This is a genomic window from Paenibacillus sp. JCM 9796, from assembly GCF_055379675.1.
Genome location: NZ_AP043723.1, coordinates 4,564,183 through 4,590,287, shown reverse-complemented (window position 1 = coordinate 4,590,287; position 26,105 = coordinate 4,564,183). Strand labels below are relative to the sequence as shown.

General features: G+C 54.3%; 24 protein-coding genes and 1 pseudogene. 4 read left to right on the top strand and 21 right to left on the bottom strand.

What is annotated here, in order from left to right; genetic code table 11:
* Positions 1-208: 208 nt before the first annotated feature.
* From ACZ439_RS22125 to ACZ439_RS22090, 8 genes are all read right to left on the bottom strand, one after another.
* Complete coding sequence (locus ACZ439_RS22125; RefSeq protein WP_464620221.1) at positions 209-568, bottom strand: transposase; 360 nt, start codon at positions 566-568, stop codon at positions 209-211.
* A gap of 105 nt (positions 569-673) precedes the next feature.
* Positions 674-1,072, bottom strand: a complete 399-nt coding sequence (locus tag ACZ439_RS22120) for a carboxymuconolactone decarboxylase family protein (RefSeq protein ID WP_054797939.1) — start codon at positions 1,070-1,072, stop codon at positions 674-676.
* Positions 1,073-1,098: 26 nt separating this feature from the next.
* Complete coding sequence (locus ACZ439_RS22115; RefSeq protein WP_464620220.1) at positions 1,099-2,769, bottom strand: thiamine pyrophosphate-binding protein; 1,671 nt, start codon at positions 2,767-2,769, stop codon at positions 1,099-1,101.
* Positions 2,770-3,291: 522 nt separating this feature from the next.
* A complete protein-coding gene (locus tag ACZ439_RS22110) occupies positions 3,292-4,041 on the bottom strand; it encodes a GTP cyclohydrolase II RibA (protein WP_054800356.1) in 750 nt (249 codons plus the stop codon).
* A gap of 160 nt (positions 4,042-4,201) precedes the next feature.
* Positions 4,202-5,119: an arginase gene (rocF, locus tag ACZ439_RS22105; protein ID WP_054797955.1), complete on the bottom strand. Its 918-nt coding sequence runs from the start codon at positions 5,117-5,119 to the stop codon at positions 4,202-4,204.
* Positions 5,120-5,124: 5 nt separating this feature from the next.
* Positions 5,125-6,075 (bottom strand): proline dehydrogenase family protein, encoded by a 951-nt coding sequence (locus tag ACZ439_RS22100; RefSeq protein ID WP_464620219.1) that lies wholly within the window; start codon positions 6,073-6,075, stop codon positions 5,125-5,127.
* 86 nt (positions 6,076-6,161) lie between these two features.
* Positions 6,162-7,361: an ornithine--oxo-acid transaminase gene (locus ACZ439_RS22095; RefSeq protein WP_054800353.1), complete on the bottom strand. Its 1,200-nt coding sequence runs from the start codon at positions 7,359-7,361 to the stop codon at positions 6,162-6,164.
* 28 nt (positions 7,362-7,389) lie between these two features.
* The gene (locus tag ACZ439_RS22090; RefSeq protein ID WP_141334428.1) at positions 7,390-7,593 is read right to left on the bottom strand and encodes a hypothetical protein; all 204 of its coding nucleotides are present in this window, start codon (positions 7,591-7,593) and stop codon (positions 7,390-7,392) included.
* A 503-nt stretch (positions 7,594-8,096) separates the two neighbouring features.
* Between ACZ439_RS22090 and ACZ439_RS22085 the strand changes: the two genes are divergently transcribed.
* The gene (locus ACZ439_RS22085; protein WP_155613858.1) at positions 8,097-8,270 is read left to right on the top strand and encodes a hypothetical protein; all 174 of its coding nucleotides are present in this window, start codon (positions 8,097-8,099) and stop codon (positions 8,268-8,270) included.
* Positions 8,271-8,372: 102 nt separating this feature from the next.
* Here ACZ439_RS22085 and ACZ439_RS22080 read toward each other — a convergent pair whose 3' ends face one another.
* The 7 genes and pseudogenes from ACZ439_RS22080 to ACZ439_RS22050 all read right to left on the bottom strand — a co-directional run.
* Positions 8,373-9,335 (bottom strand): carbohydrate kinase family protein, encoded by a 963-nt coding sequence (locus tag ACZ439_RS22080; RefSeq protein ID WP_464620218.1) that lies wholly within the window; start codon positions 9,333-9,335, stop codon positions 8,373-8,375.
* A gap of 19 nt (positions 9,336-9,354) precedes the next feature.
* Positions 9,355-10,812, bottom strand: a complete 1,458-nt coding sequence (locus ACZ439_RS22075; RefSeq protein ID WP_464620217.1) for a glycoside hydrolase family 32 protein — start codon at positions 10,810-10,812, stop codon at positions 9,355-9,357.
* Positions 10,813-11,009: 197 nt separating this feature from the next.
* Positions 11,010-11,987, bottom strand: coding sequence for a LacI family DNA-binding transcriptional regulator (locus ACZ439_RS22070; RefSeq protein WP_054797942.1), 978 nt, complete (start codon positions 11,985-11,987; stop codon positions 11,010-11,012).
* 139 nt (positions 11,988-12,126) lie between these two features.
* Positions 12,127-13,095, bottom strand: coding sequence for a D-2-hydroxyacid dehydrogenase (locus tag ACZ439_RS22065; protein ID WP_054797943.1), 969 nt, complete (start codon positions 13,093-13,095; stop codon positions 12,127-12,129).
* Positions 13,096-13,172: 77 nt separating this feature from the next.
* Positions 13,173-13,880, bottom strand: a complete 708-nt coding sequence (locus ACZ439_RS22060; RefSeq protein WP_464621160.1) for a DNA alkylation repair protein — start codon at positions 13,878-13,880, stop codon at positions 13,173-13,175.
* Between the two features lie 294 nt (positions 13,881-14,174).
* Positions 14,175-15,974: a Na+/H+ antiporter gene (locus ACZ439_RS22055; RefSeq protein WP_054797945.1), complete on the bottom strand. Its 1,800-nt coding sequence runs from the start codon at positions 15,972-15,974 to the stop codon at positions 14,175-14,177.
* Between the two features lie 390 nt (positions 15,975-16,364).
* A pseudogene (locus ACZ439_RS22050) lies at positions 16,365-16,823 on the bottom strand (glycoside hydrolase family 52 protein); the annotation flags it as partial.
* Between the two features lie 212 nt (positions 16,824-17,035).
* On the opposite strand from ACZ439_RS22050, the gene ACZ439_RS22045 reads away from it, so the two are divergent.
* On the top strand, positions 17,036-17,257 hold the full coding sequence (locus ACZ439_RS22045; protein WP_127607457.1) for a hypothetical protein: 222 nt from the start codon (positions 17,036-17,038) through the stop codon (positions 17,255-17,257).
* A complete protein-coding gene (locus ACZ439_RS22040) occupies positions 17,254-18,147 on the top strand; it encodes a YitT family protein (RefSeq protein WP_127607459.1) in 894 nt (297 codons plus the stop codon). Before ACZ439_RS22045 ends, ACZ439_RS22040 begins: the two co-directional genes overlap by 4 nt.
* 85 nt (positions 18,148-18,232) lie before the next feature.
* Here the strand turns inward: ACZ439_RS22040 and ACZ439_RS22035 are convergent, their stop codons facing one another.
* The 6 genes from ACZ439_RS22035 to ACZ439_RS22010 all read right to left on the bottom strand — a co-directional run bounded on the left by ACZ439_RS22035 (position 18,233) and on the right by ACZ439_RS22010 (position 24,326).
* Complete coding sequence (locus tag ACZ439_RS22035; RefSeq protein ID WP_464620216.1) at positions 18,233-19,063, bottom strand: M23 family metallopeptidase; 831 nt, start codon at positions 19,061-19,063, stop codon at positions 18,233-18,235.
* Between the two features lie 121 nt (positions 19,064-19,184).
* Complete coding sequence (locus tag ACZ439_RS22030; RefSeq protein WP_155613851.1) at positions 19,185-20,108, bottom strand: S66 peptidase family protein; 924 nt, start codon at positions 20,106-20,108, stop codon at positions 19,185-19,187.
* A 117-nt stretch (positions 20,109-20,225) separates the two neighbouring features.
* Positions 20,226-21,314 carry a GerAB/ArcD/ProY family transporter gene (locus ACZ439_RS22025; protein ID WP_464620215.1) on the bottom strand — a complete coding sequence of 363 codons (1,089 nt, stop codon included), beginning with the start codon at positions 21,312-21,314 and terminating at the stop codon, positions 20,226-20,228.
* A 14-nt stretch (positions 21,315-21,328) separates the two neighbouring features.
* Positions 21,329-21,547: a hypothetical protein gene (locus ACZ439_RS22020; RefSeq protein ID WP_164751795.1), complete on the bottom strand. Its 219-nt coding sequence runs from the start codon at positions 21,545-21,547 to the stop codon at positions 21,329-21,331.
* Positions 21,544-22,752 (bottom strand): Ger(x)C family spore germination protein, encoded by a 1,209-nt coding sequence (locus tag ACZ439_RS22015; RefSeq protein ID WP_127607467.1) that lies wholly within the window; start codon positions 22,750-22,752, stop codon positions 21,544-21,546. Before ACZ439_RS22015 ends, ACZ439_RS22020 begins: the two co-directional genes overlap by 4 nt.
* Positions 22,752-24,326 carry a spore germination protein gene (locus ACZ439_RS22010; protein WP_464620214.1) on the bottom strand — a complete coding sequence of 525 codons (1,575 nt, stop codon included), beginning with the start codon at positions 24,324-24,326 and terminating at the stop codon, positions 22,752-22,754. Before ACZ439_RS22010 ends, ACZ439_RS22015 begins: the two co-directional genes overlap by 1 nt.
* Positions 24,327-24,491: 165 nt before the next feature.
* Between ACZ439_RS22010 and ACZ439_RS22005 the strand changes: the two genes are divergently transcribed.
* Positions 24,492-26,044 (top strand): IS3 family transposase gene (locus ACZ439_RS22005; protein ID WP_464620213.1). Its coding sequence is split into 2 segments (ribosomal slippage): positions 24,492-25,140 and positions 25,140-26,044, totalling 1,554 coding nucleotides; the frame shifts between segments, so codons are not numbered across the junction.
* Positions 26,045-26,105: the final 61 nt, after the last annotated feature.

Genomic DNA, 26,105 nt, shown 5'->3' with positions numbered 1-26,105 from the left:
CGCACTCCTTCCTGTAGGGAATGGGTGCGTTGTTTTTTAATCTAGATTGAGGCCTTTCGTTATTGTGAAAGAGCGCATGAACATACACAGCCCGATGTTACATACTTGTATAGTCGCGGTACCGTTCAATACTTGTCTGTCTTCCTTGATCTCTACAACAATGAGATTTTGGAACTTGAAGTCAGCGACAGGAACGATCTTGAGCTTGTCATACGTCCACTCCAAAGACTGCTTTCCACCAAAAAGAGCGATTTTGGAGCTTTTTTAATTGTGCGATCTCCAATTTTAGTTTCGCGTTCTCGTACTGTAATCGTTCCATCTCGGAAGTGAAGGTCGTCTTAGGTCTGCCAATAGCAGGCGTTCCCTTAGGTCTGCCCTTCGCTTTAGGCTGTAAGCCGCTCGCACCATGCTCGATATAGATTGTCCTCCAACTACGGATAAGCCTTGGTTCTAATTGGTGCTGGACAGCCAGTATTTCTATGGATATGCCTTCTTGAAGATGCTGCTCCACAAGCCTTACTTTAAACTCCTGCGAATGTTTACGATGGATGGATCCTTTTTTGGACATGAAAAAACAACCCCCTAGGTAGACTTTTTCGGCTTTTTAATGCCATGTCTACATAGAGGGTAGCAGTTCAAACACGGGCGGTTCTTCTTGGCTGCACTCCGCAGGTTACGCGCGCGCTTCCGTTTCCACACTCACGCCCCGCTCTTGATAAATCCTCATGACGACCTGCAGCGCGCCGATCGCTTTCGGGAACCCCACGTAAGCGGAGCAATGCATGAGAAGCTCCACGATGTCCACCGGCCGTACCCCGACGTTCAACGCCGCATGGACATGAAAGTCCAGCTGATCGACCGCGCCTTGCGTAACGAGCGACGATAGCGTAATCAGCTCCCGCTGCTTCTCGTCAAGCGCAGGTCTCGTATAGATGTCGCCGAAACCGTTCATGACAATGAGTTCCTCGAACGCCGGGTAAAAGCCGCGAATCGCTTCAAGCGGCGGAAACTGTTCCAGTCCGGTAAGCTTGGACATGACTTGTTTGCCTTGTAAATAACGATCTTCGCTCATAGACAGCTCCTCCTTGATGGCATGCATTAGTCTAACGTTAACAATCGGGTTAAAATCGGCGGAATTTCCAACGGATCGACCATGATCTCGATAACCGTCGGTCCGTTATGCCGCAAAGCTACGGTAACAGCCGTTCGCACCTGATCGGCGTCGAAGCACCGGTGGCCGGCCGCTCCCAAGGACTGCGCAAACATCACCGCATCAAGCGGCGCCGTATAAATCGCCCCCACGCTGCGACCGGTATTGTAAGACATCCCTTTATCGACCATGTCCAGCCTTCCGTTGTTCAGTACGACGAAGATAACGGGGAGCCGGTGATTGGCTGCCGTAGACACTTCGGTGCCGTGCATCATGATGCAGCCGTCCCCCGTTAAACACACGACGGTGCGGTCCGGAGCAGCCGCTTTCGCGCCGATCGCATAACCGATCGCATGGCCCATCGCGCCGAACACGTCATCGAACACAAAGGTCCCGGCTTGCTCGACAGCGAAATGCTGAAGCGCGTAGAACGTATGGCTGCCGTCGTCGCCAAAAACGATAGCATCGGAGGGCAAAGCGTCGCGCAACGCACGAACGGCGTCAACCGCCGACAACACGCCGGCCTCCGCATCGCTTAGAGGCGTTTCCTCGACCTCTCCGGCCGTTGCCGCGGCTGCCGCTTGCGCCGCCGTATGCTCCAGCTCGATGAATCCGGCGCCTTTCTTCAACCGCGCGTTCATACGCTGCAAGTTTTCCTTGGCGTCACCCAGCACAAGGCACGTCTTGACCCGCAGCGCCTTGCCGACGAAGGTCGCATCGCAATCGAAGTGGATCACCTGCTGCGGCATCATCTCCGGGGTGAACCCGGACAAGGTCATATCGCTCAATTTGCTGCCGACGACGATCATCAGATCCACACCCGATTTCAAATACTGCCGCGCGGCTTCCGTACCGCCTAAACCGAAGTTGCCGAGGCAAAGCGGGTGCGAGGTCGGGAACGCTCCTTTGCCGCCCGGACTTAAGATGACCGGGAGCCGGAAGCTTTCGGCCAGCGTGCGCACCTCCTCATACGCGTTCGCCGCCATGACGCCTTTGCCAAGCAGGAGAACCGGCTTCCGCGCGTTTCCGATGAGCTCGATCGCATCATCGAGATTCGGCGAGATCAGCTTCGGGATGTGCGTCGGCAAGGGAATGGAGAACGGTTCGATGGACGCTGTCAAGATGTCGAAAGGAATGCACAAATGCGCGGGACCTTTTATGCCGGAGCAAGCTTTCTCAATCGCATGCTGCACATACCGCTGCACCAAATCCGCACGCTCCACTCGTGCGCTGAAAAGCGTGACGGGTTCGAACATTTTCACCAGATCCGTACCGAATAGACTCGAGTCTTGTCCCATCGCCTTTCCCGAGTCTTCCGCCGAAGGTTGTCCGGTCAGGATCAACAAGGGGACATGATACGCCTTCGCTTGTCCGGCCGCCGTCAATAAATTCGTTCCGCCCGGCCCTGACGTGCCGACGGCCACACCCAACGTCCGATTCATCATGGCGTAGCCGGATGCCGCGAACCCTGCTCCCGACTCGTGCCGGGTCAAGACGAACTCGATGCCTTCCGCATCAAAATCCAACATAATCGGGGATATGGGTTTACCAGGAATGCCGAAAATATGGTCGACTCCCCATTTTTTAAAATTTGCCGCCAGTACTTGAGTAACTCGCATCGCTCTCTTCTCCTCTGTCTCTATAATGCCTTACTGGGGAAATGCAGGCAGGCTTAAACTCGGAAGCCGGAATAGGCGGGCAGGCGCTCGCTCTGCCTGCATCCATGCGCGACTCATGCTTGTGGTCCGCCGGGCTGAGCGACCCCGGGAGGAACGGATGCATAGCGGCTTACACCGTTTGACATCCTATTCGGTCAAGCTTGATTTCCCTGCGCTTGACCCCAATCGTATGCGACCCAAGTAGGAAAGCCTATGCGATTGGCAGCTTTGATTAGCATTTAATTCCACATTTAGGATAAAAATCCCTTCTTTTTTTCGATAATTTTCCAAATTTTATGCATGTTTCCACATTTATCATGTAGAAAGCCGATTTTTCGCCAAATCATGAGCTCCATCGTGAATGTTTCGACATATAAAAATACCCTTCGCCGCCTTAGATGAAGGCGCGAAGGGCACTGTTTACTTCTTCCATTCGTTATATGCGCCGGCGGACGGCAAAAGGATTTGACTTTCGGACACCGGCTAGTCATCTTCATTCGGACACCCCGCGCCGCTTCTCCAATGGCCGGAACGCGCCACTTTGGTTTGCAAATATTTTTCGTTATACGGCGAAATGTCACCCCACAATGGAATTCGGTCTTCGACGTTCATGCCCGAAGCCTTGAGCGCTTCCAGCTTCTTCGGGTTGTTCGTGATCAATGTCACCGGCTTTTGCCGCAAAAATCGAAGGATGCTGATCGCGTCGTCATAATTGCGCGCATCGTCCTTGAAGCCGAGCTCCAGGTTGGCTTCCACGGTATCAAGACCTTTCTCCTGCAAAATGTAGGCCATCGCATTGCTGAATAAGCCGATGCCCCGCCCCTCATGATTAGCCAAGTAACATAGCGCGCCCGTTCCGTGCCGTACGATCATCTTCATCGATTCATGCAATTGAAACCCGCAATCGCAGCGCTTGCTGCCAAAAATGTCACCGGTGTGACAAATGCTGTGCATGCGGATGAGCGCCCGCTCGGCGCCGGCAAAATCACCGTACACCAGCACGCTGGACTGCTGCTTCTCCGCCAAGTTACAGGAAGAGAGACGTCCGATCAATTGCTCCGTATCCGCCTGTTCCCGGCATATTCGGGCTGCCGCCGGATCATGAACCGGAAGCCAGCAGTACCACTGAAACAGGACCGTTTCCCCGTCCAACTCGACCGGCAGCCGTATCGGTCCGACCAAAATATTCGTCGTATTCGAGCCTGCCACCGTTTGAATACTATCGTCCAGCATGGCGGCGATATCGTGAGCGATCAATCGTATTCCACCTTCCTCGGACCGGGTCCGAACATGTTATACTAACCATTTGTCCCTGGGCTTGAAAAATATGCGCGCCGCGTTGAAGCCCCGCCCGAACGCAGCCGCACGGCGAGCCCCCCGCCAGCGCCCCCACTCACAAAATCTTCTCCCCGAACAACGCGCCGATGAGCTCAACCGCGGCCAGAGCCGTCCGGTTCTGCCGATCGAGCAGCGGGTTCACCTCGACGAACTCGGCGCTTCGGAGCACGCCCGCGTCGGCCAGCAGTTCCATCGCAAGCAAACTCTCGCGCAAGCGGATTCCGCCGGGGACAGGTGTACCGACACCCGGAGCTTCGCACGGATCGAGCCCGTCGAGGTCAAGGCTCAGATGAAGGCCGTCCGTACCGTCCGCTGCCCGGTCCATCGCCCGCTTCATGACCTCTTCAATGCCGAGCCGCTCGATATCGCGCATCGTAAACACAAGGATGCCCCGCTTCTTGAGAAATTCACGTTCGCCGGGGTCGAGCGATCGCGCGCCGACCAGCACCGTATGCTCCGGCTGCACCTTCTCCGTCTTGCCGCCAATCCCGGTTAATCGGGGATGCCCGCAGCCGAGCGCAACCGCCAGGGACATCCCGTGGATGTTGCCGGAGGGCGTAGTCTCGGCGGTATTCACGTCGCCATGGGCGTCGAACCAGATGAGACCCAGCTTGTCGACGCGGCTGGACATCCCGGCCACCGTGCCGATGGCGATGCTGTGATCGCCGCCGAGCACAAGCGGCAGGCGGCCGTCTCCCGCCGCCTTCGCCACCGCCTCGCACAGACGTTCGTTGACTGCCGCGATTTCGTCCAGATGGCGCAGGGAGCTTGCCGTCCCCGGAACGGACAAGGAGCTGCACCGTTTCACGACCAAGTCTCCTTCATCCTTAACGCTGTGCCCAAGCTGCTCCAATCGGCTGACCAGACCGGCGTTGCGAATCGCGGTCGGTCCCATGTCCGCGCCGCACCGGCTTGCTCCCAAGTCCATAGGCACCCCGATAATGGACAGCGTCCTGCCCGTTAGCTTCGTCATGCTGCTCACCTCTGTCCTGCATAATCGGATGAAGACCGGAACAAATGCTTGGCCACGAACCAGAAATTCGCCGGCCGCTCGGCGATGCGCCGCGTAAAGTAAGGGTACCAATGACGGCCGAACGGCGTGTAAACCCGCACGGCATAACCGGCATCCGCCAGACTCCGCTGCAAATCGACGGCAATCCCGTATAGCATCTGAAATTCGAACCGATGCCGGGGAACGGCCAGTCGTTCGGTCAGCTCAAGCACGCTGCCGATCATCCGCGGGTCATGCGTCGCCACCGCCGCGTACCCGCCCTGCTCCAGGTGGGCGCGAACGAGACGGACGTAGGCCGCATCCACCTCCCGCTTACGGCGATACGCGACATCGGGCGGTTCGCGGTAAGCGCCTTTGACAATGCGCAGGTTCGTCCCTTGCGTTCCGATCTCCCGGACGTCCTGCTCGCTCCGGAACAGATACGATTGCAGAACGAGTCCGATCCGTTCCGGACCGAAACCGCTGCGCAGCTGGCGAAACAAATCCACCGTCGCCTGCGTGACCGAAGAGTCCTCCATATCGATCCGCACGAAATTCCGGCAAGCGGCCGCCTCGCCTGCGATGCGTTCCATGAGCTTCAAGCATAGTCGAGGATCCGTCTTCAACCCGAGCTGCGTCAGTTTGACGGATACGTTCGCGCGCAGCCCATGCCGTTCGATGACCGGGAACAGCTCCGCAATGGCGGCGGCGGTTTGCTCGGCCTGACGAGCATCCGATACGTTCTCGCCCAGCAGATCGAGCGTAGCCAGCAGTCCGCGCTCGTTCAGCCTTTTCACTTGGGCGAGCGCCTCGGGCAGCGATTCTCCGGCAATGAATCGATCGACGCCGAACTTCATGCCGTGTTTCTCAAAGAGCCACCGGACCGGAGCAAGCTCCGCCACGGTCAGTACGCTTCGTCGAAGCATCGGATCCAGCATACGGGCGCCTCCCTTACCAGCATTCGGAAATGAGCTTAAGCGGCGTCAACCTTGACAAGCCCTTACGGGAGTAAGGATTCACGCCGTCAGCTCCTTTCCGTCAATACGTCTTCTACGCAATCTGCCGCCCAATCAAGCTCATCCTCCCGAATCGTCAGCGGCGGGGCTATCCGGATGACGCGATCGTGCGTTTCTTTACAGAGCAATCCGGCTTCCATCAAGCGCTCGCAGTACGGTCTGGCCGGCCCCTGAAGCTCTATCCCGATCAGCAGTCCTTGACCGCGGACGTCCCGAATCAGGGGCGAGCGGATCTGCTTGAGCCGTTCCAGCAGCCAAACGCCTGACGTCCGGGCGCGTTCGGCCAGATTCTCGTCCTCCAGCACCTGCAGCGCGGCCAGCGAAACGGCGCAGGCCAGCGGATTGCCGCCGAATGTCGAGCCGTGCGAGCCCGGATTGAAGACGCCGAGCACTTCACGGTCCCCGGCAACGGCGGATACCGGGAGCACGCCGCCGCCAAGCGCTTTACCGAGCACGTAAACGTCAGGCTGCACATCTTCCCAGTCGCAGGCGAACTTCTTCCCTGTCCGGCCGAGCCCCGTCTGAATTTCGTCCGCGATCGTCAACACCCCGTGACTGCGGCATAAAGCGGCGGCCTCGCGCAAATAACCGGCAGGCGGAATGATGATCCCGGCTTCGCCTTGTATCGGCTCGAACAGGAAAGCAGCCGTTCGCTCGTTTATCGCTTGCCGCAGCGCTTCGGCGTCGCCGAACGGCACCGTGACGAAGCCTGGCGTGAACGGACCGAAGCCCGCCCGGTATGCGGGCTCGGTGGAGGCAGAGGTCACGGCAATCGTGCGCCCGTGGAAGTTGTTCCGGCACACGATGATTTCCGCCTGCGAATCAGGAATGCCTTTGACCTCGTACGCCCAACGCCGTGCCGCCTTGATCGCCGTTTCGACCGCCTCCGCCCCGGTGTTCATCGGAAGCACGGTCGTTTTGCCCGTCCAGCGGCATACCGCTTCGTACCAGTCTCCGGCCAGGTCGTGGTGAAACGCCCGCGACGTTAACGTGACCCGTCCGGCCTGCTCCGTCAACGCCTGAATAATTTTCGGATGCCGGTGCCCCTGATTCACAGCCGAGTAGGCGCTCAGCATATCCAAGTAACGCCTGCCGTCCGCATCCTCCAGCCAAACGCCTTCGGCGCGCGTGATGACGATCGGCAGCGGATGGTAATTGGCGGCTCCGTACAGCTCCGCCTTGCGAATGAACGGTTCGGAACGGTTCATGCCGTATCCTCCTCTCTTCCTCTTTGCTTTAGAGCATCAATTCGTCCGCCGCCTCCTCCAGCTTCAGGAAGCCCAAATAAACGGAGCGGAACAACCTCGATACATCCGCGTCGCTTAACAGCTCAGGCTTGAGATCGTCCATGTACGCTTGACCCTTCCAACGTCTCAACCATTCCAACTGCTCCTGCCGCGAACGGGGAAAAGACAGCGGCACCGACAAGTCAGCCATCACGTTCACCTACTCCTTCAGGATGATGGAATTTAATGAAATGTTGGAATTTTCAGACTTTATTACATCATATGATCGACATTTCCGCTTCGTGATGTTTTTATGCTCGTGCCCCTGAAGTGCCAAGCCTGTTCCAGCACAGGTATGTAGCGACAGAAAAAAGGCGCAGCCGCCTGACGTATCGATGTTTTGTTTGGCCACAAACAAACACGATATCCCAGGAAGTACCCCTCTATCAGGTATTGTATTCACTAGGCCGGGCTGTCTTTCCTCCCCCGGTCTCCCCGGCTTAATACGGCACACGGACCGGGACGCAGCCCCTTGCATACGAATCGCCCGCTTCCCCGGCAGGAAAGCAGGCGGTTCGACAGTACGTATTCGCGGCTGGTCCGGCGTCCGCCCATTTGCATGTCGCTCTTCAACCGAAGTATAATGAGAACACACGTTCCTTGAGGAAAAACATACCTATTTACGCACATTATAAGGACAACAGGTGATCGAATACGATGGATCCGAACCGCTTTTATGAGGAAATCCGAATCAAGTACCAAGGCGAAGATCGCGCCAAGTTGGTCATGCAGCAGCTCAGAACGTATCAAGAAAGCAAAAAGCACCGCAAATGGTGGCAGAAGCTGCGCATCCTCAGGAAAACAAAAACGCAGCCCAAACCTTGGGATTGAAGCCGTTCATGGATGCCGCGGGATCACTGGCCATGGCATCCGGGCGATCGTACACCCGGATTCGCAATTCCAGCCAGGCGGCCCAGGTTGACCGCCGCCTGGCTACACGCCTCCAAGCATCCGCAGCACGTCCTCGTTCCCCGGCAGCGAAGATACGGCGCCTTTACGCGTCGTTGCGATCGCGCCCGCCGCATTCGCGTAAGCCAGCATCTCCCGGATGACGCCCGGTTCGAGACCGTTCACCGGTAATTCGCGCGTATGCAATTGATACAGCAGCGCCCCGATGAAGGCGTCTCCCGCGCCGGTCGTGTCCGCCACGGTAACGGAGTGCCCCGGGACGGCGACCCGTTCGTCCGCCGTATACCAGACGGCGCCGGCTGCGCCTTTCGTATAGACCACGTGCCGGACGTCGCCCGTGAACAACGAGGCGATCGCTTGTTCCTCGTCCTCCAGCCCGGTGACGAAGGCTAGCTCCTCATCGCTGATCTTCACGATGTGCGCTTTCGGAAGAAACGCCAGAATCGTCCGCCGGCACGCCTCCGGACTGCTCCACAACGGCAGCCGCACATTCGGATCGAAGCTGACGATGCCGCCCATGGCTTTCACCGCTTCAATCGCTTGAAGGTGCGCATATTTCACCGGCGCTTCGATCAAATCGACCGAGCAAAAATGCAGAATGTCGCCGCTCCCGAACGGAATCCCTCCGATCTCGTCCGCGGCGAGCAGCATGTCCGCGCTCGGATTGCGGTAGAAGGAGAAATCCCGGTTCCCGTCGCTGCTCAAGCTGACGAAGGCAAGTCCCGTCTTGGCTTCGCCGGTTCGAAGCACATGACGCACATCCACGCCTATGCCGCTCATCGTCTCGACGAGGAAATCCCCGAACGCGTCGCGGCCCAATTTGCCGATAAACGCGCTTGAGCCGCCGAGCTTCGCAACCGCGCACGCCACATTGAACGGAGCCCCGCCGGCAGCCCGTTCGAACCCGCCCACATCCTTCAGCCCGATGCCCTTTTCCGTTGGAATAAAATCAATCAGCGCTTCCCCAATCGTATACACGATAGACAATGAACGTCCCTCCTAAATATTAACCGATATCCCATTTCGTCAACGAAACGACCCTGCACTCGCCTTCGGAGAATAACGCAATTCCGCGCGCCTGTTCGTTCGGATAAATACGGCCGGTCATCACCTTATGCCCCTTCCCGAGGAACACCTCTACAGAGGAGACGTCGACGAAGATTCGCAAACTAAGCTTGCCGTCCTCCAGCTCGATGGACGTTTTTCTTTCCCCTTTCGGTCCTATCCCTGAACGATCGCGGTTGAAGCGGAACTGCCGCTCCTCCGCATGATAGGACAGCACGGTTTCCTCCCGACCGGACGTACGCAGCTTGATTCCGAACGCCGACGCACCCTTGGCCTCGATCACAACCTTCAGCTCATAACGGTCTCCTTGCGTCTCCAGAACCCGCTCCCCCTTCAGTATAACATCTGAAAGTTCGTAAGGGGCTTGCCGATACGCTTCGATCTCGTCCACCGGCTTGAACACCAGACGGTCGCCGTCCGTCAGCACCTCGCGCGGAACGGTCATCGCCCCCGCCCAGTGATGTCCTTGCTGCGTCGGCATCAACGATTCCCACATATCCATCCAGGCGATCATAACACGGCGGCCTTGTGCGTCAATCGTCGTTTGCGGGGCGTAGAAATCGAAGCCGTAATCGATCGGATAATACGCGTCATAATGAAAGCGGCCATCGTCCGTATCCAAGTGCCCGACCATATACGTCGTGGAATGCAAATTGCAATAATCGTCCCCTTGCGCGGGCACCCGCTGAGGCGACATCATCAGCACGTCCTTCGAGCCGAGCGTGAACACATCCGGACATTCCCAGTTATCGCCCAGCGTTCCATCGCTCTTCGCGATGACGTTCACATACTCCCAGTGTACCAGATCCGCCGATCGATACAGCAAAATCAACCCGTGTCCTGCGCCGTCATTCGATCCGAGCACGGCATAATACGCGTCTCCGCGCTTGAACACCTTCGGATCGCGGAAATCTTGGCGGCTCACGCCCTGCGGAATCGCCCCGGCAGCAATGACAGGATTATCCTTCCATTTCACGAAGGTCACCCCGTCCTCCGACACGGCGATCGCCTGCTCTTGCCGGTAGTCCCGGTCCTTATCCGGTCCGGTCTCGACATGCCCGGTATACATCAAGTACAGACGTCCCTCATGCTCGATCGCGCTGCCGGAGAAGCAGCCTCCCTGATCATAAGCTTCATCGGGCGCGAGAGCGACCGGCAGGTGCTCCCACCGGATCAGATCGCCGCTCACCGCATGGCCCCAATGCATCGGCCCCCATTTGGCCTCGTACGGATAATATTGATAGAACAAATGATACGTTCCGTTATAATGGATAAACCCGTTCGGATCGTTCATCCAGCCGTATTCGCTCATGAAATGGTAATGCAGCCTGAAGTCCGAACGCAGCTGATGTTTGTTTTCCCGAATAAATCGGTTCGCTTTCTCTACGGTATAGGTCATTATGCATCCTTTCCGATCGCGCTGCGTCTTATATTTATTTAAGGAGCCCTGCACATTGAACAAGGGGAATATAAGGGCCATTATAGATGTCAAAGGTTTGACATGTCAATCGTTTGACATCATACGGTTTACGAAACTACGAAGCATCAATGCCCCGTAGTCCCGTTCTTAGCGCAGTCGTCTAGTCTTCATTCCGGTTACGTAGACTCCCGTTCGATCAATTCGACCGGAAGAATGTTGTGATAGTCGAATTCGGATTCGTCCAATTGCCGCTGAATAAGGTCAATCGCCAATCGGCTCATCGCTTCAATCGGCTGTCTTATGGTAGATAAGGAGGGGAACATCCAGGAAGCCGCGTTGACGTCGTCATATCCGACGACCCGTACGTCGCGCGGCACGTCTTTCCCGAGACGCCGGCATATTTGCACCACGAAAGCCGCAATGATATCGCTGGTCGCAAACACGCCGTCGATATCGGGATGCTGCTGCAGCAGCTCGTCAATAATACGCTCGTACTGGCTTTGGTCGAACACGTTCATATCCGTTTGGATCATGACATGATCGGTCCCGCTCTGGTTGACGACGTTCTTAAACGCTTCGCTCCTTTGATTCGCAAGCAAATTAAGCTCTAAATTTCCGCAAATATGCGCGATCTTCTTGCAGCCCTTCCCGACCAACAATTTCGTCGCCAGCTCGCCGCCGCGGTAATTGTCCGAAGCGACAAATGGAATGTTGTCGCCGATCCGCCGATCCATGGTCACGATAGGCCGGTTTATATGCTTGTATTCCCCGACTTCCAACGTATGGCTGCCCATAATGATGCCGTCGACCCGGTTTCGTTTCATCATGTCGATATATTCGCGCTCTTTATTCGGGTCAAGCAAGGAGTTGCACAACAGCAGCTTAAATCCGTATTGATGCGCGTAGTACTCCAGATGCGTCGCCAGCTCACCGAAGAACGGATGGGACACGCTCGGCAGAATCAGCCCGATCAGGTTCGATTGCTTCTTCAATAACGAGCGCGCGATTTCATTGGGGCGATAGCCAAGCTCGTCCATGCATTCGTATACTTTACGCCGCGTCGCTTCGCTAATATAACCCCGATTGTTCAATACACGCGAAACCGTCGTTACCGAAACCCCTGCCTTTAACGCTACATCATTAATGGTTGCCATACGCCGTACGCGTCTCCTCTTCTCCTCAAAAAATGGCTTATGCCAAACATACCTGAAAATGATCCTTGGGTAAAGGACAAGCTGGCCTCATATGCCGCCGTTATTGGCAAGGCACAGGCTTACGAACCTTCCCTCCCGGCTAGCCGCCCAGGTTATTGACGGCATTCACGGTAACCCCGTTCATAAACGATCGGACGTTGTCGACCGCCGTTGCCATTAATCGGGCTCTCGCTTCTTGAGTGGCCCAGGCAATGTGAGGGGTAATGATGCAGTTCGGCGCGGTAAGCAGCGGGTGTTCGGCCGGCGGCGGCTCGACCGCCAACACATCGAGCGCAGCGCCCGCGATACGTCCGGCGTGCAGAGCCTGAGCCAACGCCTGCTCATCAATAAGCGCGCCGCGCGAAGTATTGATGAGGAAGGCGGAGCGCTTCATTAATTCAATGCGCTCTGCATTGATCATGCGCTCGGTAGCCGGCGTTAACGGGCAGTGCAAGCTGACGACGTCCGATTCGGCCAGCAGCCGCTCCAGCGGCACCCACTCGACGTCTTCATGCGGCGGCGGAGTCGTCCGGCCGCTGCCTGCGGCAAGCACGCGCATGTCCAGCGCCCGGGCGATCCGGGCCGTTTGACCGCCGATCCGGCCCAGCCCGACCAGCCCCATCGTCTTCCCGGACAATTCGACCAGCGTCGACCGGGTGAAACAGAAGTCCTGACTGCGCGACCACTCGCCCTGCTTCACCGCCTCGTCATGCCGCCCCACCTGCGAACTGAGCTCCAGCAGGAGAGCGAATACGAATTGGGCGACCGATTGCGTGCCATACGTCGGCACATTCGTTACGGGAATTCCCCTCTGACGGGCAGCCTCCGTATCGATAACATTGTACCCCGTCGCCAATACGCCGATATACTTAAGCTTGGGAAGGCGGGCCAGGGTATCCGCCGAAAGCGGCGTTTTGTTCGTAATCAAGATCTCCGCTTCATAAGCGCGATCCACAATCTCCTCCGGAGAGGTGCGGTCGTATACAACCAAGCGCCCCAGCTTCTCCCATTCACTCCAACTCAAATCCCCCGGATTTAAGGTATAACCGTCCAGTACCACGATGTTCATCAACGTTTTCTCCTCCCTGAAGCTCCTGTTCTTTCTTGAACTACCATCCCTTATACGGTTTATTTATAAGGCCTGGTTTAACAAATACAAGTCTTCTTCTTGATTCCGGTCTTTCCCAGCGCTTCTACTTTGCGGATGTATGCCGTGGCGAGCGGCACCTTGCAAGCGGTTTCACCTACATCCACATGGACCTTGCCGATTTGTTCCGCCACTTCCCTCGCTTCCTCCTGCAGAGCGGCAATCGAGGTGCCTGCCACGATAACGAAGCCGTTCATCGTGTAACGCACGCGGTTACGCTCTTCATGAATCGTCTCCCGCACCCGCTTCAGCAGACCGCGGATTTCCGCGATATCCAGCTGCTTGTCCGGTGTTATCGAGATGTAGTTCGCATACGTGCTCCAGCCGCACGCAGCGATCAGCTCCTGGTCCGAATCGAGCCATTCCCTCGCCAGATCGAGCGCGAACGGACTTTCCGCCGCTACGCCCGCCACCGTATACTCGGCAAGCATATGCCAGTATGCCTGCCTGGCCCAAGTCTGAAGCTGTTCCTTCCCCATCTGTTTCGGATTTACCGACAGCCCGGCCAAATACATCGCGTCATGATTACCGGAATCGTATAACGCCAGCGCTAACGCCTGATCCTTGCGAACCTGCTTCACCAACGTTTTTAAATCTCCGATCTTCACACCGAAGCAAGGTTCTTTGGCCCCGTGACGAAAAAACGTTTTTTTCGTTTGTTCCGTTCCCATGGCTTCAAGCTTGCTCATAACCTCTTCCAAAGTCAACATAACCACTTCCTTATAAGGCGCAGTTTAGTTATATCCTATCACACTCCCGGCCATCTCCCAAGTATCCAAATCATATAAAAGAGCCACTTTCGTGGCTCCCGCTCCATCGCCTCAGAAGAACAGGCAGCTTGCGAATGAAACCCGGTCTCTCCGCTTGCCGCCCAGCAGCTTGTAGACCGGCACGTTCAGCTTTTGCCCATCCTCTCGAGACAAGCGAATTCGATGCTGGCCAGGAGCTGTTTTCACTCCCCGGCTAAAACCAATACCATAATCCCGCGGGATCAGCACCTTCTACAACCGTCCCTCTCCCTGCCTCCGAAATGAAGGGTCGTTATGCTCCCCGACGGATCGCGTCACCTGATCGAGACAACGGAGAAGCCGTCCCGCCAGTTCACGGGTTAGCTTGCCCGAATCCACCAAATCGCGGATTTCCTCCCGTAGAGCACGGACCGCTTCCAGCCAATGCTTCGGCTGATACAAGCTGAACAAGCCCGAGATGAACGATCCCATGTCGCGGACGGAGGGCGCGGACGGAAAGGACGTCCCTGGTGTCAACAGCAATTCCAACTGATTCAGCAGCTCTTCAAACTTATAAGCCGTCTCCCGGGAAATGCGTTCGTTCTGAAATAAGCTGCCCGCCTCCTCGCGCTCTGCCTGAATGCCGATAAGCCGGATTTCCGACTCCCGAAGCGCTTTGCGCTCCCGTTCTTCGGAGATGACCGATAGCGCAGCCGCTTCGCTGCAAACCGACAGTTCCTCGCGGATCAGACGGATCGTCGCCTGGAGGATTCGAATGCCGCCCGCTTGTCCGATCTCCTCTTGCTCCGCTTCGGCAGCGTCGTCTTCTGTCTTCATGAGCACCGGCAGCACAAAGCTTGCGGTTACCATCGTGAATACGATAACCCCGGCCGCCATAAAAATAATCAAGTCGCGTTGGGGAAAGGGCGACCCGTCCTGCAGCGTATAAGGAATGGAGAACGCTGCGGCCAGCGTGATCGCGCCCCGGACGCCGGATAAAGCGGTCAGCAGAGCCGGCTTCAGCTGCGGCTTGGTTATCTTATTACGGCTGCCGAGCAGCCAGGCTCCCGTCCAGCCTGCATAAATCCACAGAAACCGGAGCGCAAACAGCCCGGTGGAAAGGACTGCCACATACAAGAGCACCCGACTGATGTCGAAAGCCCCGCTCTCAACAATAACAGCGGTGACGACGGGAATGTGCAGGCCGAGCATGATGAATACCAGTCCGTTCAGCATCAATAAAATAACCGACCAGGTGCTGGCCGATACGATTTGCAGCTTGAGCATGGAGGATTCGGCGCGTTCCTGCTCGATCGCATGTACGATGCCGCCCGCGACGACAGCCAAAATGCCGGATACGTGCAGTTCCTCTGCGGTCAAGTAAATGAAGAACGGCGTAACGATTTGGAGCAGTGTTTGTAGCGTCGCTTCTTCCACGCCCAGACGCCGGATCAGCACCCGGAGACGAATGATCAGGAACGATAAAGCCGCTCCGCACACCGTTCCTCCGATTGCCATCCACACGAAGCTTAAGCTCGCCGCCGACAGGGAGAACACGCCCGTCAACATGGCGGCTATCGCAAATTTGAAAGCGACCATGCCGGATGCGTCGTTGATCAGCGCCTCCCCTTCGAGCAGACGAAGGATGCTCTTGGGCAGATGAACTCGGCGGGAGATGGCGCCTACGGCCACCGCATCGGTCGGCGAGAGAATAGCCGCCAGCGCAAAGGCAGCGGGCAGCGGAATGGAAGGGATCAAACCATGTATGCCGTACCCGGCAATAAACACCGTCGCGAACACTAAACCCAGCGCCAGCAGCAGAATCGGGGCCTTGAGCTTCCATAGCTCGTCCCTTGGCGTTTTTCTGCCGTCATGGTACAGCAGCGGCGCGACGAACAGCACCAGAAACAGTTCCGGATTCAACGGAACGTGAATGCCGAATGGCGATAACGCGGCCAGACAGCCGAGAACGACTTGAAGGAGAGGAAGCGGCACGGCCGGCAAGAACCGGTGAACGATGACGGAACCCACAATAATAGCGAGCAGGATGAGAATATCGATAAACAGCTCCATCTCGAATCCCCCTTCTTGTGTAAGCTCGAACCCTGCAGGGGCACTATCATTTATTTAAACCAAAATAAGCAAAACGTACCGGGACGGGAGCGCGGGGTGCGCGGTTGCCGTGTGTCCGGGACGGGGGAGCGAGGTTGGGCATTTCGGACAAAATGAACTTAAGGGAACATTTGTTCTGTAATCCAACTACATAATCGGCCGGGCCTACGCAGCGAGCGGACTAAACGGCTCAGCCGCCCGACATATCTTCCACATCTCTAACATGAATTTGATAATCACTGACCCTCTCGCCACATCCCTCGATCAGCGAACACGTAGACGCTTATGCTGCTTGTTATACCGCTTCCGCCGTTTCCTCCGCCATAAAATGCCGGTGACCCCGCGAGAATCCTATTTACTGCCCATAATTTCCCCGGAAATGATTTGCCCGTTCCAGCTCCAGAACGACAATGTTTCGTGCGTCAGCCCCTTCACATGGGCCGCGTCCGCTGCCGTGCCCGTCTGTTCCCAAGTCCAACCGAGCAGGCGGCATGCGGTGATAGGGCACAAATATATTGGCCAGGCCGGGAAGTGTTGCTGGTCGAGGATATTTTCCAACCGCCGTCCGGGAACAGGCGGACGCCTTCGACCAGCACGGTTGCGAGGTGCTTGCGCAAAGCTGCGATGATAGAAGCCGAATCGGCTGTTCACGCCGAACAGCTTCTCCAAGGCGAAGTAGGCGGTTCAGCTTTTACCCGCCAAGTCCATGTTGATTCTTGCCAGCCCGACAAAAAAACGTTCGTCAAAAACGTCCAAGCTATCGGCTGTCGTATCTTCCGCACCGCCCATCGTGCGGGAGCTGTCGAGCCCCTTTCCCTTGCGGATCAAGTAGCAAACGTGCTTCTGATGTCCGGGATCTTCCTGGGCTATCTGGAATTAAATGGTTAGTTTTTCACGACTTTGGTGATGCCAGCATCCCTTGGAACGGATCGATCGGTTCGGCTGATCATTCAAAAAGTTGCGCGTTCGTATACATTGGTATACAATTTATGTGAACATTATTAACATATAAGAGGTTTATGATGGCGGAAACTTATCGCAAATCCAAAGTCGAGCATTATGTCTCGCGACTCCTGCTTCGAAAGAACGCTTTGAAGCGGCAAGTGGAGCAAGCGGAATTTGTGGAGATGAAAGATTTTTTCAGAGGGCAGCTCGCAGCCATCGATTTGATTATCGATGAGTTGACCGCAGAGTTTGCGCTTGAAGAATCACATACAAAGATCGAGGGGGAATCTTGCTCATGAACACAGGCACGACAGCGGCTAAACAGCAGCCGCAGCACAGCCAAATCAAGAAGTTGAAATTGCTCCGCAGGTCTATTTTCATGACCATAGGGGCTGCAATGGTTTCGGTAGGCTTAGAAATTTTTCTGGTGCCCAACAAAATCATCGACGGCGGGATCGTCGGCATTTCCATCATTTCCTCAGTGTTAAGCGGACTGCCTCTAGGTATTTTTCTGTTACTTCTCAACCTTCCGTTTCTTATTGTAGGGTATAAGCAAATCGGAAAAACGTTCGCGATTTCCACCCTATACTCCGTCCTGATCATGTCGATCGGCACTACGCTGCTCCATCCGGTCCCGCCCCTTACCATCGATCCGCTGTTAGCTGCGGTATTCGGCGGCATCATTCTGGGCATCGGCGTAGGCCTCGTCATCCGCTCCGGCGGATCGCTCGACGGTACGGAAATCGTGGCGATCTTGTTCAGCAAGAAGTCGGCGTTCTCGGTCGGCGAAATCGTCATGTTCATCAACCTCTTCATCCTCGGAAGCGCTGGCTTCGTGTTCGGCTGGGATCACGCCATGTATTCATTGATTGCTTACTATATTGCCTTCAAGATGATTGACATTACGATCGAAGGGTTCGACGAATCCAAATCCGTCTGGATCATTAGCGACTACAACAAGGAAATCGGCGAAGCGATTCTCCACCGTCTAGGCCGTGGAGTCACGTATTTGAACGGCGAGGGCGCCTTTACCGGAGGCCCGAAGCGAGTCATTTTCTGCGTGATTAACCGCCTTGAAGAGGCGAAGATGAAGACGATCGTAGAGGAAATGGATCCTGCCGCCTTCCTCGCCATCGGCAACATCCACGATGTGAAAGGCGGACGCTTTAAGAAGAAAGATATTCATTGAGTGGAACAAGCAGGCCAAAAACCTCCACCCCCGCCGGATCTGGCGGGGGTGGAGGTTTTTCATGAATCATATCCGTACAGGAGGTCTACTTCCCGTTCAATTGCCACCATTTCAGGTACGTGTAAGGATCAACGGGTTGCCATGGATTAATAGTATAAATGCCGAAGTGCAGATGCGGATCGAATTTTCCTTCCGTGCCGACCGGCCCGTAACCGGTATTTCCTACATAGCCGAGCAATTGGCCTTTCCGAACGGTTGCGCCCTTCTTCATGCCGTCCGCGTAGCCGGACAAGTGGGCATAGTAAAATTGCGTATTGTCATCCACTTTGACCGAAATGCGCCAACCGCCATACTCGTTCCAGCCGATGTTTACGATGGTTCCGTCCATGACGCTGTAAACGGGCGTTCCCTTCTTTGCCATAATATCGACGCCTTCATGTGTTCGAGTTTCCGTCCCGTCCGGAGACCATGTCCGGGAATCGGCGTAATTGTTCGTAAACGGTTCATATGTACCTGCCCGCAGCGGGAAAATGCCTTCCAGATATGCCGCAGGCTTTTGCGGAATATGAATGGCGAGTCCCGGCCATATATTGTTCGGATCGGCGATTTGCGGGTTCGCTTGGATGAGCGTGAGTGTGCTGATTCCGTAACGGGCGGCTATTTTCCAAAAAGTATCGCCGTTTTGGATGATATACGTATTCGGATCGTCAGAGAGCTGTAAGACTTGCCCCGGATAAATCGAGGTCGAGGATAGCCCGTTTGTTTTTACGATTTGATCAACAGTCGTCTTGTTTGCCGCAGCGATTTTCCATAAGGAATCTCCCGGCTTGACCGTGTATGCGGATGCATGGGCCGTCAAGGCGATGGACATACTGGCTACGGTGCTCATGAGCAGGAAAGTAATCTTTTTTCTCAAACGGTGCCAACTCCTTTGATGTATTATGCTTGCACCGTTGATTATAGACGAGGAAACGTTTGAATTCTAACGTTAAATATTGGGAAGAAGCCCACCGCACAGTCACGCGAACTCTTGAATCTCAGACGCTCACCACGCTTTCGACAACCGTCAGCGTAGATTGGGTCGCGTTCAAATTAACCCTCGCGCCGATCGGAATAGCCGCCTTGTAGATCCCGTGTCCGGACGCCAAATTCGTCAGCAGCGGTTTGCCGAGCGGCACAAGCACCTCATTGATCAAATCGTCGTATGTTTTTCCGTAGGCCACCTGGCAGCCCGTGCATTCACCCATGACGATCCCGATGCAATCCCTGAATTTTCCAGCCAACTTCAACCGGTTGATCATGCGGTATACTTTGTTGATCGGCTCGTGCGTATCTTCCAGCAGCAAAATTTTCCCTCTCGTGTCAATTTCAAAGGGCGTTCCGAGCGTATCCGAGAACGAGGTCAGATTGCCGCCCACGATCGGACCCGTGACGTTGCCGCCCACCCTGCCGATGAGCGGAAAGCCCGGCGGGTTCAAGATAGGCCTTGTTGCGACCGGAGTAGAAGTTGCCTGAAAAAATTGATTGAAACTATAAGCGGGTTCGGAAGTAGTGAAATTGATGAGGAGCAAGCTGTGGAAGGTTATCAGATTGGCGAACTGGTACAGGACGTTAAGCAAAACGGTAATATCGCTGTAGCCCGAAACGATTTTCGGATTGCGGGCAATGACAGGATAATCGAGAAACGGCAAAATACCGGCTACGCCCACGCCTCCTCGCGTAGGGAGAATCATGTTGACGTTCGGATTCTCGATCATGCTCATGAAATCGGCTGCGCGTTGTTGATCCGTGCCGGCGAGATATCCGTCTGCGGCATAGACGTATCTTCCTAAGACAACTTGAAAACCAAGGGCTTGCAATGTCATCACTCGGTTGTTGATGATTTCCGGGCTGAGGGGGCTTCCCAATGCGACAATGCCTATGGTGTCCCCCTGCTGCAAAATCGGCGGTTTAATCGCCATAACTTCCCACCCCTCCACTAGGCATTTGTACCAGCATATGTACGTGGAGCCGGAAAGGTGCGGGATGAATGCGCGATATGCCGTCCGGTAACGAAACGGCCCAGCCTGGGCCCAGGCTCATTTTAACGTTGGAGCGTTTTTTTTAATGACCGACATGATCCAATAGAGGAGCGGCAAACATTCCATGACCAGCGCGAAAGTCGGCCAAGCGTGCAGCAGAAATTGATTGTGCTCGATCGAATTGTCCACGATATGCATGGAAAGTCCCAGCATAATCGCGCCGAACGAGAAAGTAAGCGGCCTCGTATCTTTAAGCCTGAATAGCTGGGCCGTGATGAATACCGGTATATAAAGCAGAATACTAATTTTAACAAATAAGCTGGACAACCAAATGGCAACCACAATAGGGTCCAAATTTTCCAGGAAGCCGCCGATCCGGATAAAACGGATCATTTCCAGCACCGGGTAGGTCAATTGCGCCGACACGTGCGGCCCAAACAACAGCAGACATAACAGGAAACTCATCTCGATAAAGTAAATGCTCGCAGCCGACGACCACAATAAGGAACGAAACGTCTTCCCGGAATTATGAATATAGGGGAAAATGAAAAGAATCAGCATCATTTCTCCGAACCAGGGGATGAACGGATACGTATCGCTAAATAGACGGCCCGGATTCAAATGCGTAAAGAGCGCAATCGTGCGGTTAAAATTCAAGTCTTTGCCATACATAAAAGGGATGAACGAGGCCGTGCTGAAAATGACGAAAAAAAAGCCGGAGGCACAACGAAAAATCGCTTCGATCCCCGCCCTTACGGCGATTGAAACGACAAAAGCGAACAAGCTGGCGACCATCCACGACGGTGTCGTCGGCAAATACACCTGGATAAGGAAATCCGTGATCTCCCGCAGCACCAGGCCGGCAAGATGAATAAAAAAGAAACCAAATCCGATCATCAGTATGATATGAAGCCAGCGGCCCACCAGCTCCTTGCCGTAGTGAACCAGAAACTCGCTCGGTCTGCGCTTGGCAAGCGCAAAGGAAATATAAGTAATAAGCAGCCCTCCGGCAAAGGCAGTCAAGATGACCAACCAGCCCTGATAATCCGCCGTCGGGAAAATCAGACCCATTAAAAATCCCGTAGCCGTCGAAAAATGGAACAGGACGAACATTAAACCTAGCTGAAGCTGGGTGACCCGCTGCATGAACAGCCGCCTCCTTAGTTTCGAACGATGTGTGCTATAGGGCCAAACATCCATTCAATCAGTTGATTAGGACTTGGGAGGCCCTCGACGGTATAAACCGCGAATAAATACCCATAAGCGACAAGCAGCCAGCCGCCTACAATCCAGTAGGTTCTTTTTTGCCGTTGGCGGGCTTTTAGAAAATGCCACTCATAGTACGCTATCCCAAGAAAAATGACGGTCATGACAATCATCGCGATCCCCCCTGTTGACGCTGCATCTGACGCACGATTGGATTTTTTTCAACTCCCGTTCTTTTCACGCTTACTTGGGTAACCACGCTAAATTCGCAGTTTTTATACGTGCTGCGCCAATGGTCCTGATGCTCGTACCATACTTTAGGATACCGCCATTCGATATATCTGCCGAATGCGAACACATCGATCCCCATTTGCTGCGTTTTTTGAATGGCACTCATAATTCTTCCCTTCAATTGCTGCGACAGCAAATTTTCGATCTTGCTGATTTGCTCCGGATCATTCAAATCAATATCCGATTCCGATGACATGACGTCGTCTTCCGCTTCAATCCGGATATCAAATCGGATACGGTCTCCCGAGACAACGGGTTTTATTTGGGATTTCGAGTTCAAGATGAGAAAACTAATCGTTTTTCCATCGGTCGGCGACTTCAACGAAATGACGGAGCTTTTCATTTTTCCATCAATCCAGAGCGCCGCTCTCATCTCCTGAACATTGAAGGTTCCGACCATTTTTCCGTTTTTAAAGAGGGCGGCGCCATCCGTGCCTACCCATGTGCTTAACTTCCCCTTCTCGCTTACCATCTTCACTTTGCCAATCGTTAGCAGCGCGGCAGCCGCATCCCCTCCTCTTGCGGCCGCTTCTAACAAGTCTTTGACACTCGTATCCAAAGTGACTTTTCGTTCGGCAAATTCACGCAGCACCTCGGAAGGAAGCCGCTCAAACACAGGGGTTAACTCGGTGATGTCTTTTCCTTTCCCGGGGGCGACCAAGAAGTAGCTTTTCGTGTGAAAGTTCGGTTCACGGGTCACGAATTCCAGGATCGGATCGACGCCGGACTCCGCCATTTTGGTACCGACGATAATGATCCGGCAGTGTCCCCATGATATTTCCCGGGATAGATCCGAGCGGATTTTCCGGATGGCCTCGGGGATGCTGCCGGCTCTCTTGCTCACAATCGCATAAGGATTTCCGTCGCTGGCCCCTCCCGAAGGCATACTGCCCCCGGACGACAACCGGTTCGACAGGGGAAAGCCTAAGGATACTTCATAGCCGCTCTCCTCGGAAACGTCAACATACATACCGCTCACAAAGGCTCTATCGTTGATTTCGACCCTGGACCAGCATCCGGTTATCCAGAGCAAACAGGCGGCAGGCAGGAGCAAACGCGCGGCTTTCATTGTCACATGCAGGAACATCAGTCACCATCATCCTGAGGTAGTATTGGTCTTCCGCGATACGTCATCCGTTCATCGCTTTTCGTTCCGTACAGCAGCGGTCTTTTCTTCATCAGCCACCAGGGAGCCCGAATCAGTACGTCCTTCCAATCGCTAAACACGATAGGCGCAGTAGGTGAAAGATAGGGTGTGCCGAAGGACCGGAGCGATACCAGGTGAATATAAATCAGCAGAATACTGATGATCACACCGTATAAACCGAAGCTCGCGGCAAGGATCATGACCGGGAAGCGCAGGAGACGAAAGGTCAGCCCGAGATCGAAATGCGGTATGATGAAAGAGGCTATGCCCGTAATGGACACGACAATAACCATCGGAGCGGAAACGATGCCTGCCTGAACGGCCGCCTGCCCGATCACCAAAGCTCCGATAATGGAAACGGTTTGTCCGATCGGCTTCGGAATCCGGAGTCCGGCTTCCCTGAGGCCTTCGAACGTAATTTCCATAATGAACGCCTCGACGATAGCGGGAAAAGGAACATTCTCGCGGGCCGCAGCCACCGTGACCAATAAATTCGGAGGCAGCATCTCCGGATGGAACGTCGTTACCGCGATATAAACCGAGGGCAGCAGAAATGAAACCAGCAAAAAGATGAAACGAATCCACCGGATCCACGTGGCGGCAATGAATCGTTGATAGTAATCCTCGGCCGACTGAAGCAGCATGTACAAGGTGACCGGGACAATAATCGGAATCGGCGTTCCGTCCACCATTATCGCCACTCGCCCTTCCAGCAGGGCTGCGCTTAGCGTGTCCGGCCGTTCCGTATATTGCACCTGGGGAAACGGGGAGAACGGGTTGTCCTCAATAAATTCCTCAATATAGCTGCTGCCCAGCACGCTGTCTATGTCAATTCGGGACAATCGTTCCTTTACTTCATCGACAAGCGTTTGCTTGCATAAACCCTCCACGTAACAGATGACGACAGCGGTTCTCGTATACTTGCCAAACTCGCAGTGCTCCGTTTTTAGAGCCGGATGTTTGATTCTTCTGCGGATCATCGTGATGTTGGTCGCTATATCTTCGACAAAAGCCTCTTTAGGTCCGCGGATGACGTTCTCATTTTCCGCCTGTTGAATGGACCTGATCTCAACGGACTTCATCGGAAACAAGACGAGCTGCGGCTCGCTGTCCATCAGACAAACAATCGTTCCTTCAAACAAAGCATACAAAGCCTTGTTTAACTCCGTGCTTGTTTCCAGATACGAGACGGGAAGCCGCTTCAGCTCCACAATTTGATGCAGCAGCTCTTGGGCCGATTGCCCCGTCAATTCAAACTGAAGCGGTGACAGGACTTGCTCCTGCAGCAGCTTCTGATCGATCAGTCCCTCGATATAAATCAATGCGAAAGGGATGTTTCCCGGCAATTGAACCTCATGAAACTTAACGTCTGAACATTTGTTTAACTGCTGCCGAAACCAGCCCAGTCTCGCCGCAAAATCATTCCCTACAGGCGGTTCTGAAGAAACCTGTTGTGGCAAAGCGCCGCTAATTTTGCCTTTTCGCTGCTTGGTAAGCCATTTAAATAAAAACATTAAACACCTCTATAGGTATTTTCTGTATATCATGTCATCAAATATCGTCATTTATGCAAACGAATACGTAAAGGGCTGTCCCTCCGTAGTGAACTACGCTGATATGCTCCCCATACGGTAGACAGGTGAAATATTAAAACCTGTTACTGTAAGGGGAGCATTTTCATGTCTATAAAAGAACGGACAGCCTCAGAGAAATTCGCCATCATTCAGGAAATCGAAACGGGTCGTATTAGCATTAAAACTGCAGTCAAAGATTTCGGCATTACCAAAACAACCATCGCCAAATGGCGCCGTCGGTATCGCTTGTATGGCTATGAAGGATTGGAGGTTCGCACCCGTAATCGCAGTTATTCTGCCGAGCTTAAACTCCAAGCCGTCAAAGACTATCTTGAAGGTGGATTATCGCAGTATCAGGTGATCGATAAGTACAAGATGGCCAGCCGAAATCAACTCTCGCGCTGGATAAAGAAGTATAATGGTCATAGTAGCTTAAGGGCTTATACAGGGGGAACAGCTATGACCAAGGGACGCTCGACAACATGGCAGGAGAGGATTGACATTGTCCTGTACTGCCTTGCAAATGGACAAGAGTATAAGAAAGCAGCGAATCATTTCCAGGTTTCCTATCAGCAAGTGTACGGATGGGTCAAGAAATATGAAGCAGGCGGCCAAGAGGCTCTACGGGACGGAAGAGGGCGTACGAAGGCACCAGAGGAGCTAACCGATGCGGATCATCATAAGCTCGCCATGAAGAAGCTGGAGTACGAGAATGAACGACTCCGGGCGGAGAATGCTTTTCTAAAAAAGTTGCAGGAGTTCGAAAGGAGGCGTCCCTAAGCGCACTGCGACAAGAGAACGTCTACCTAGCTATCCAAGCCATTCAGCAAGCGGAGTCGCTCAGCATACAGCTTCTGTGCGAGGTTGCGGGGATTCCAAGGTCGAGCTATTACAAATGGCTTCATCGCGTTCCGAGTGTTCGCGAAGCAGAGAACCAGGAACTGACGGAAGTGATGATGTTCTTGTACGAGAAGGTTGAGGGCACCTTCGGCTACCGTCAGTTAACGCTGCATATGCGTCGCCAAACCAAGAGACCCATTAATCATAAGCGCGTGCAACGCCTGATGAAGATAAAGGGGATTCAGTCAGTGATCCGCAGAAAGAAAAAGAAGTATGAACGCTCTACACCGCAACAGGTGGCTGAAAATCTGCTTAATCGCAACTTCCAAGCGGACGTACCAAATCAGAAATGGGTAACCGACGTAACGGAATTCAAATACGGAAACGGTCAGAAGGCATATTTAAGCGCCATTCTCGACCTCCATGATAAATCCATTGTTTCCTATGTATTGGGGCACTCCAACAACAATCCTCTCGTCTTTAAGACGTTGAAATTGGCCCTGCGTGCCGCGCCTAAAAGCCGGCCAATGCTCCACAGCGACCGTGGTTTCCAGTACACGTCATTGCGCTTTAAGGAGATGTTGGATGAAGCTAAAATGAAACAGAGCATGTCCCGGGTAGGTTGCTGTATCGACAACGGCCCCATGGAATCATTCTGGGGAACGTTGAAATGCGAGAAATATTATTTGCATACCTACCGCAGCTTTGAGGTACTGAAAAAGGACATAGATGACTATATCCATTTTTACAATAACGAACGATTACAAGCAAAACTAAACGGCCTCAGTCCCATGGAATTCAGGACAAGGGCCGCTTAACTGATTTTTATTTTTTGTACTGTCTACTTGACGGGGTGCAGTTCACGCTTGGGACAGCCCT

What these genes read in the sequence shown, in the direction of transcription:
- ACZ439_RS22065 (WP_054797943.1), bottom strand. Translation starts at nt 13,095, where the DNA reads ATGAACATCGTGGTACTGGACGGTTATACCTTAAATCCGGGGGATTTG.
- ACZ439_RS22030 (WP_155613851.1), bottom strand. Translation starts at nt 20,108, where the DNA reads ATGGCGATTAAACCGCCGATTTTGCAGCAGGGGGACACCATAGGCATT.
- ACZ439_RS22055 (WP_054797945.1), bottom strand. Translation starts at nt 15,974, where the DNA reads ATGGAGCTGTTTATCGATATTCTCATCCTGCTCGCTATTATTGTGGGT.
- ACZ439_RS22085 (WP_155613858.1), top strand. Translation starts at nt 8,097, where the DNA reads ATGGATCCGAACCGCTTTTATGAGGAAATCCGAATCAAGTACCAAGGC.
- ACZ439_RS22020 (WP_164751795.1), bottom strand. Translation starts at nt 21,547, where the DNA reads ATGATTGTCATGACCGTCATTTTTCTTGGGATAGCGTACTATGAGTGG.
- ACZ439_RS22115 (WP_464620220.1), bottom strand. Translation starts at nt 2,769, where the DNA reads ATGCGAGTTACTCAAGTACTGGCGGCAAATTTTAAAAAATGGGGAGTC.
- rocF (WP_054797955.1), bottom strand. Translation starts at nt 5,119, where the DNA reads ATGACGAAGCTAACGGGCAGGACGCTGTCCATTATCGGGGTGCCTATG.
- ACZ439_RS22125 (WP_464620221.1), bottom strand. Translation starts at nt 568, where the DNA reads ATGTCCAAAAAAGGATCCATCCATCGTAAACATTCGCAGGAGTTTAAA.
- ACZ439_RS22095 (WP_054800353.1), bottom strand. Translation starts at nt 7,361, where the DNA reads ATGAACCGTTCCGAACCGTTCATTCGCAAGGCGGAGCTGTACGGAGCC.
- ACZ439_RS22040 (WP_127607459.1), top strand. Translation starts at nt 17,254, where the DNA reads ATGAACACAGGCACGACAGCGGCTAAACAGCAGCCGCAGCACAGCCAA.
- ACZ439_RS22015 (WP_127607467.1), bottom strand. Translation starts at nt 22,752, where the DNA reads ATGTTCCTGCATGTGACAATGAAAGCCGCGCGTTTGCTCCTGCCTGCC.
- ACZ439_RS22045 (WP_127607457.1), top strand. Translation starts at nt 17,036, where the DNA reads ATGGCGGAAACTTATCGCAAATCCAAAGTCGAGCATTATGTCTCGCGA.
- ACZ439_RS22100 (WP_464620219.1), bottom strand. Translation starts at nt 6,075, where the DNA reads ATGCTGGATCCGATGCTTCGACGAAGCGTACTGACCGTGGCGGAGCTT.
- ACZ439_RS22025 (WP_464620215.1), bottom strand. Translation starts at nt 21,314, where the DNA reads ATGCAGCGGGTCACCCAGCTTCAGCTAGGTTTAATGTTCGTCCTGTTC.
- ACZ439_RS22120 (WP_054797939.1), bottom strand. Translation starts at nt 1,072, where the DNA reads ATGAGCGAAGATCGTTATTTACAAGGCAAACAAGTCATGTCCAAGCTT.
- ACZ439_RS22010 (WP_464620214.1), bottom strand. Translation starts at nt 24,326, where the DNA reads ATGTTTTTATTTAAATGGCTTACCAAGCAGCGAAAAGGCAAAATTAGC.
- ACZ439_RS22075 (WP_464620217.1), bottom strand. Translation starts at nt 10,812, where the DNA reads ATGACCTATACCGTAGAGAAAGCGAACCGATTTATTCGGGAAAACAAA.
- ACZ439_RS22070 (WP_054797942.1), bottom strand. Translation starts at nt 11,987, where the DNA reads ATGGCAACCATTAATGATGTAGCGTTAAAGGCAGGGGTTTCGGTAACG.
- ACZ439_RS22110 (WP_054800356.1), bottom strand. Translation starts at nt 4,041, where the DNA reads ATGCTGGACGATAGTATTCAAACGGTGGCAGGCTCGAATACGACGAAT.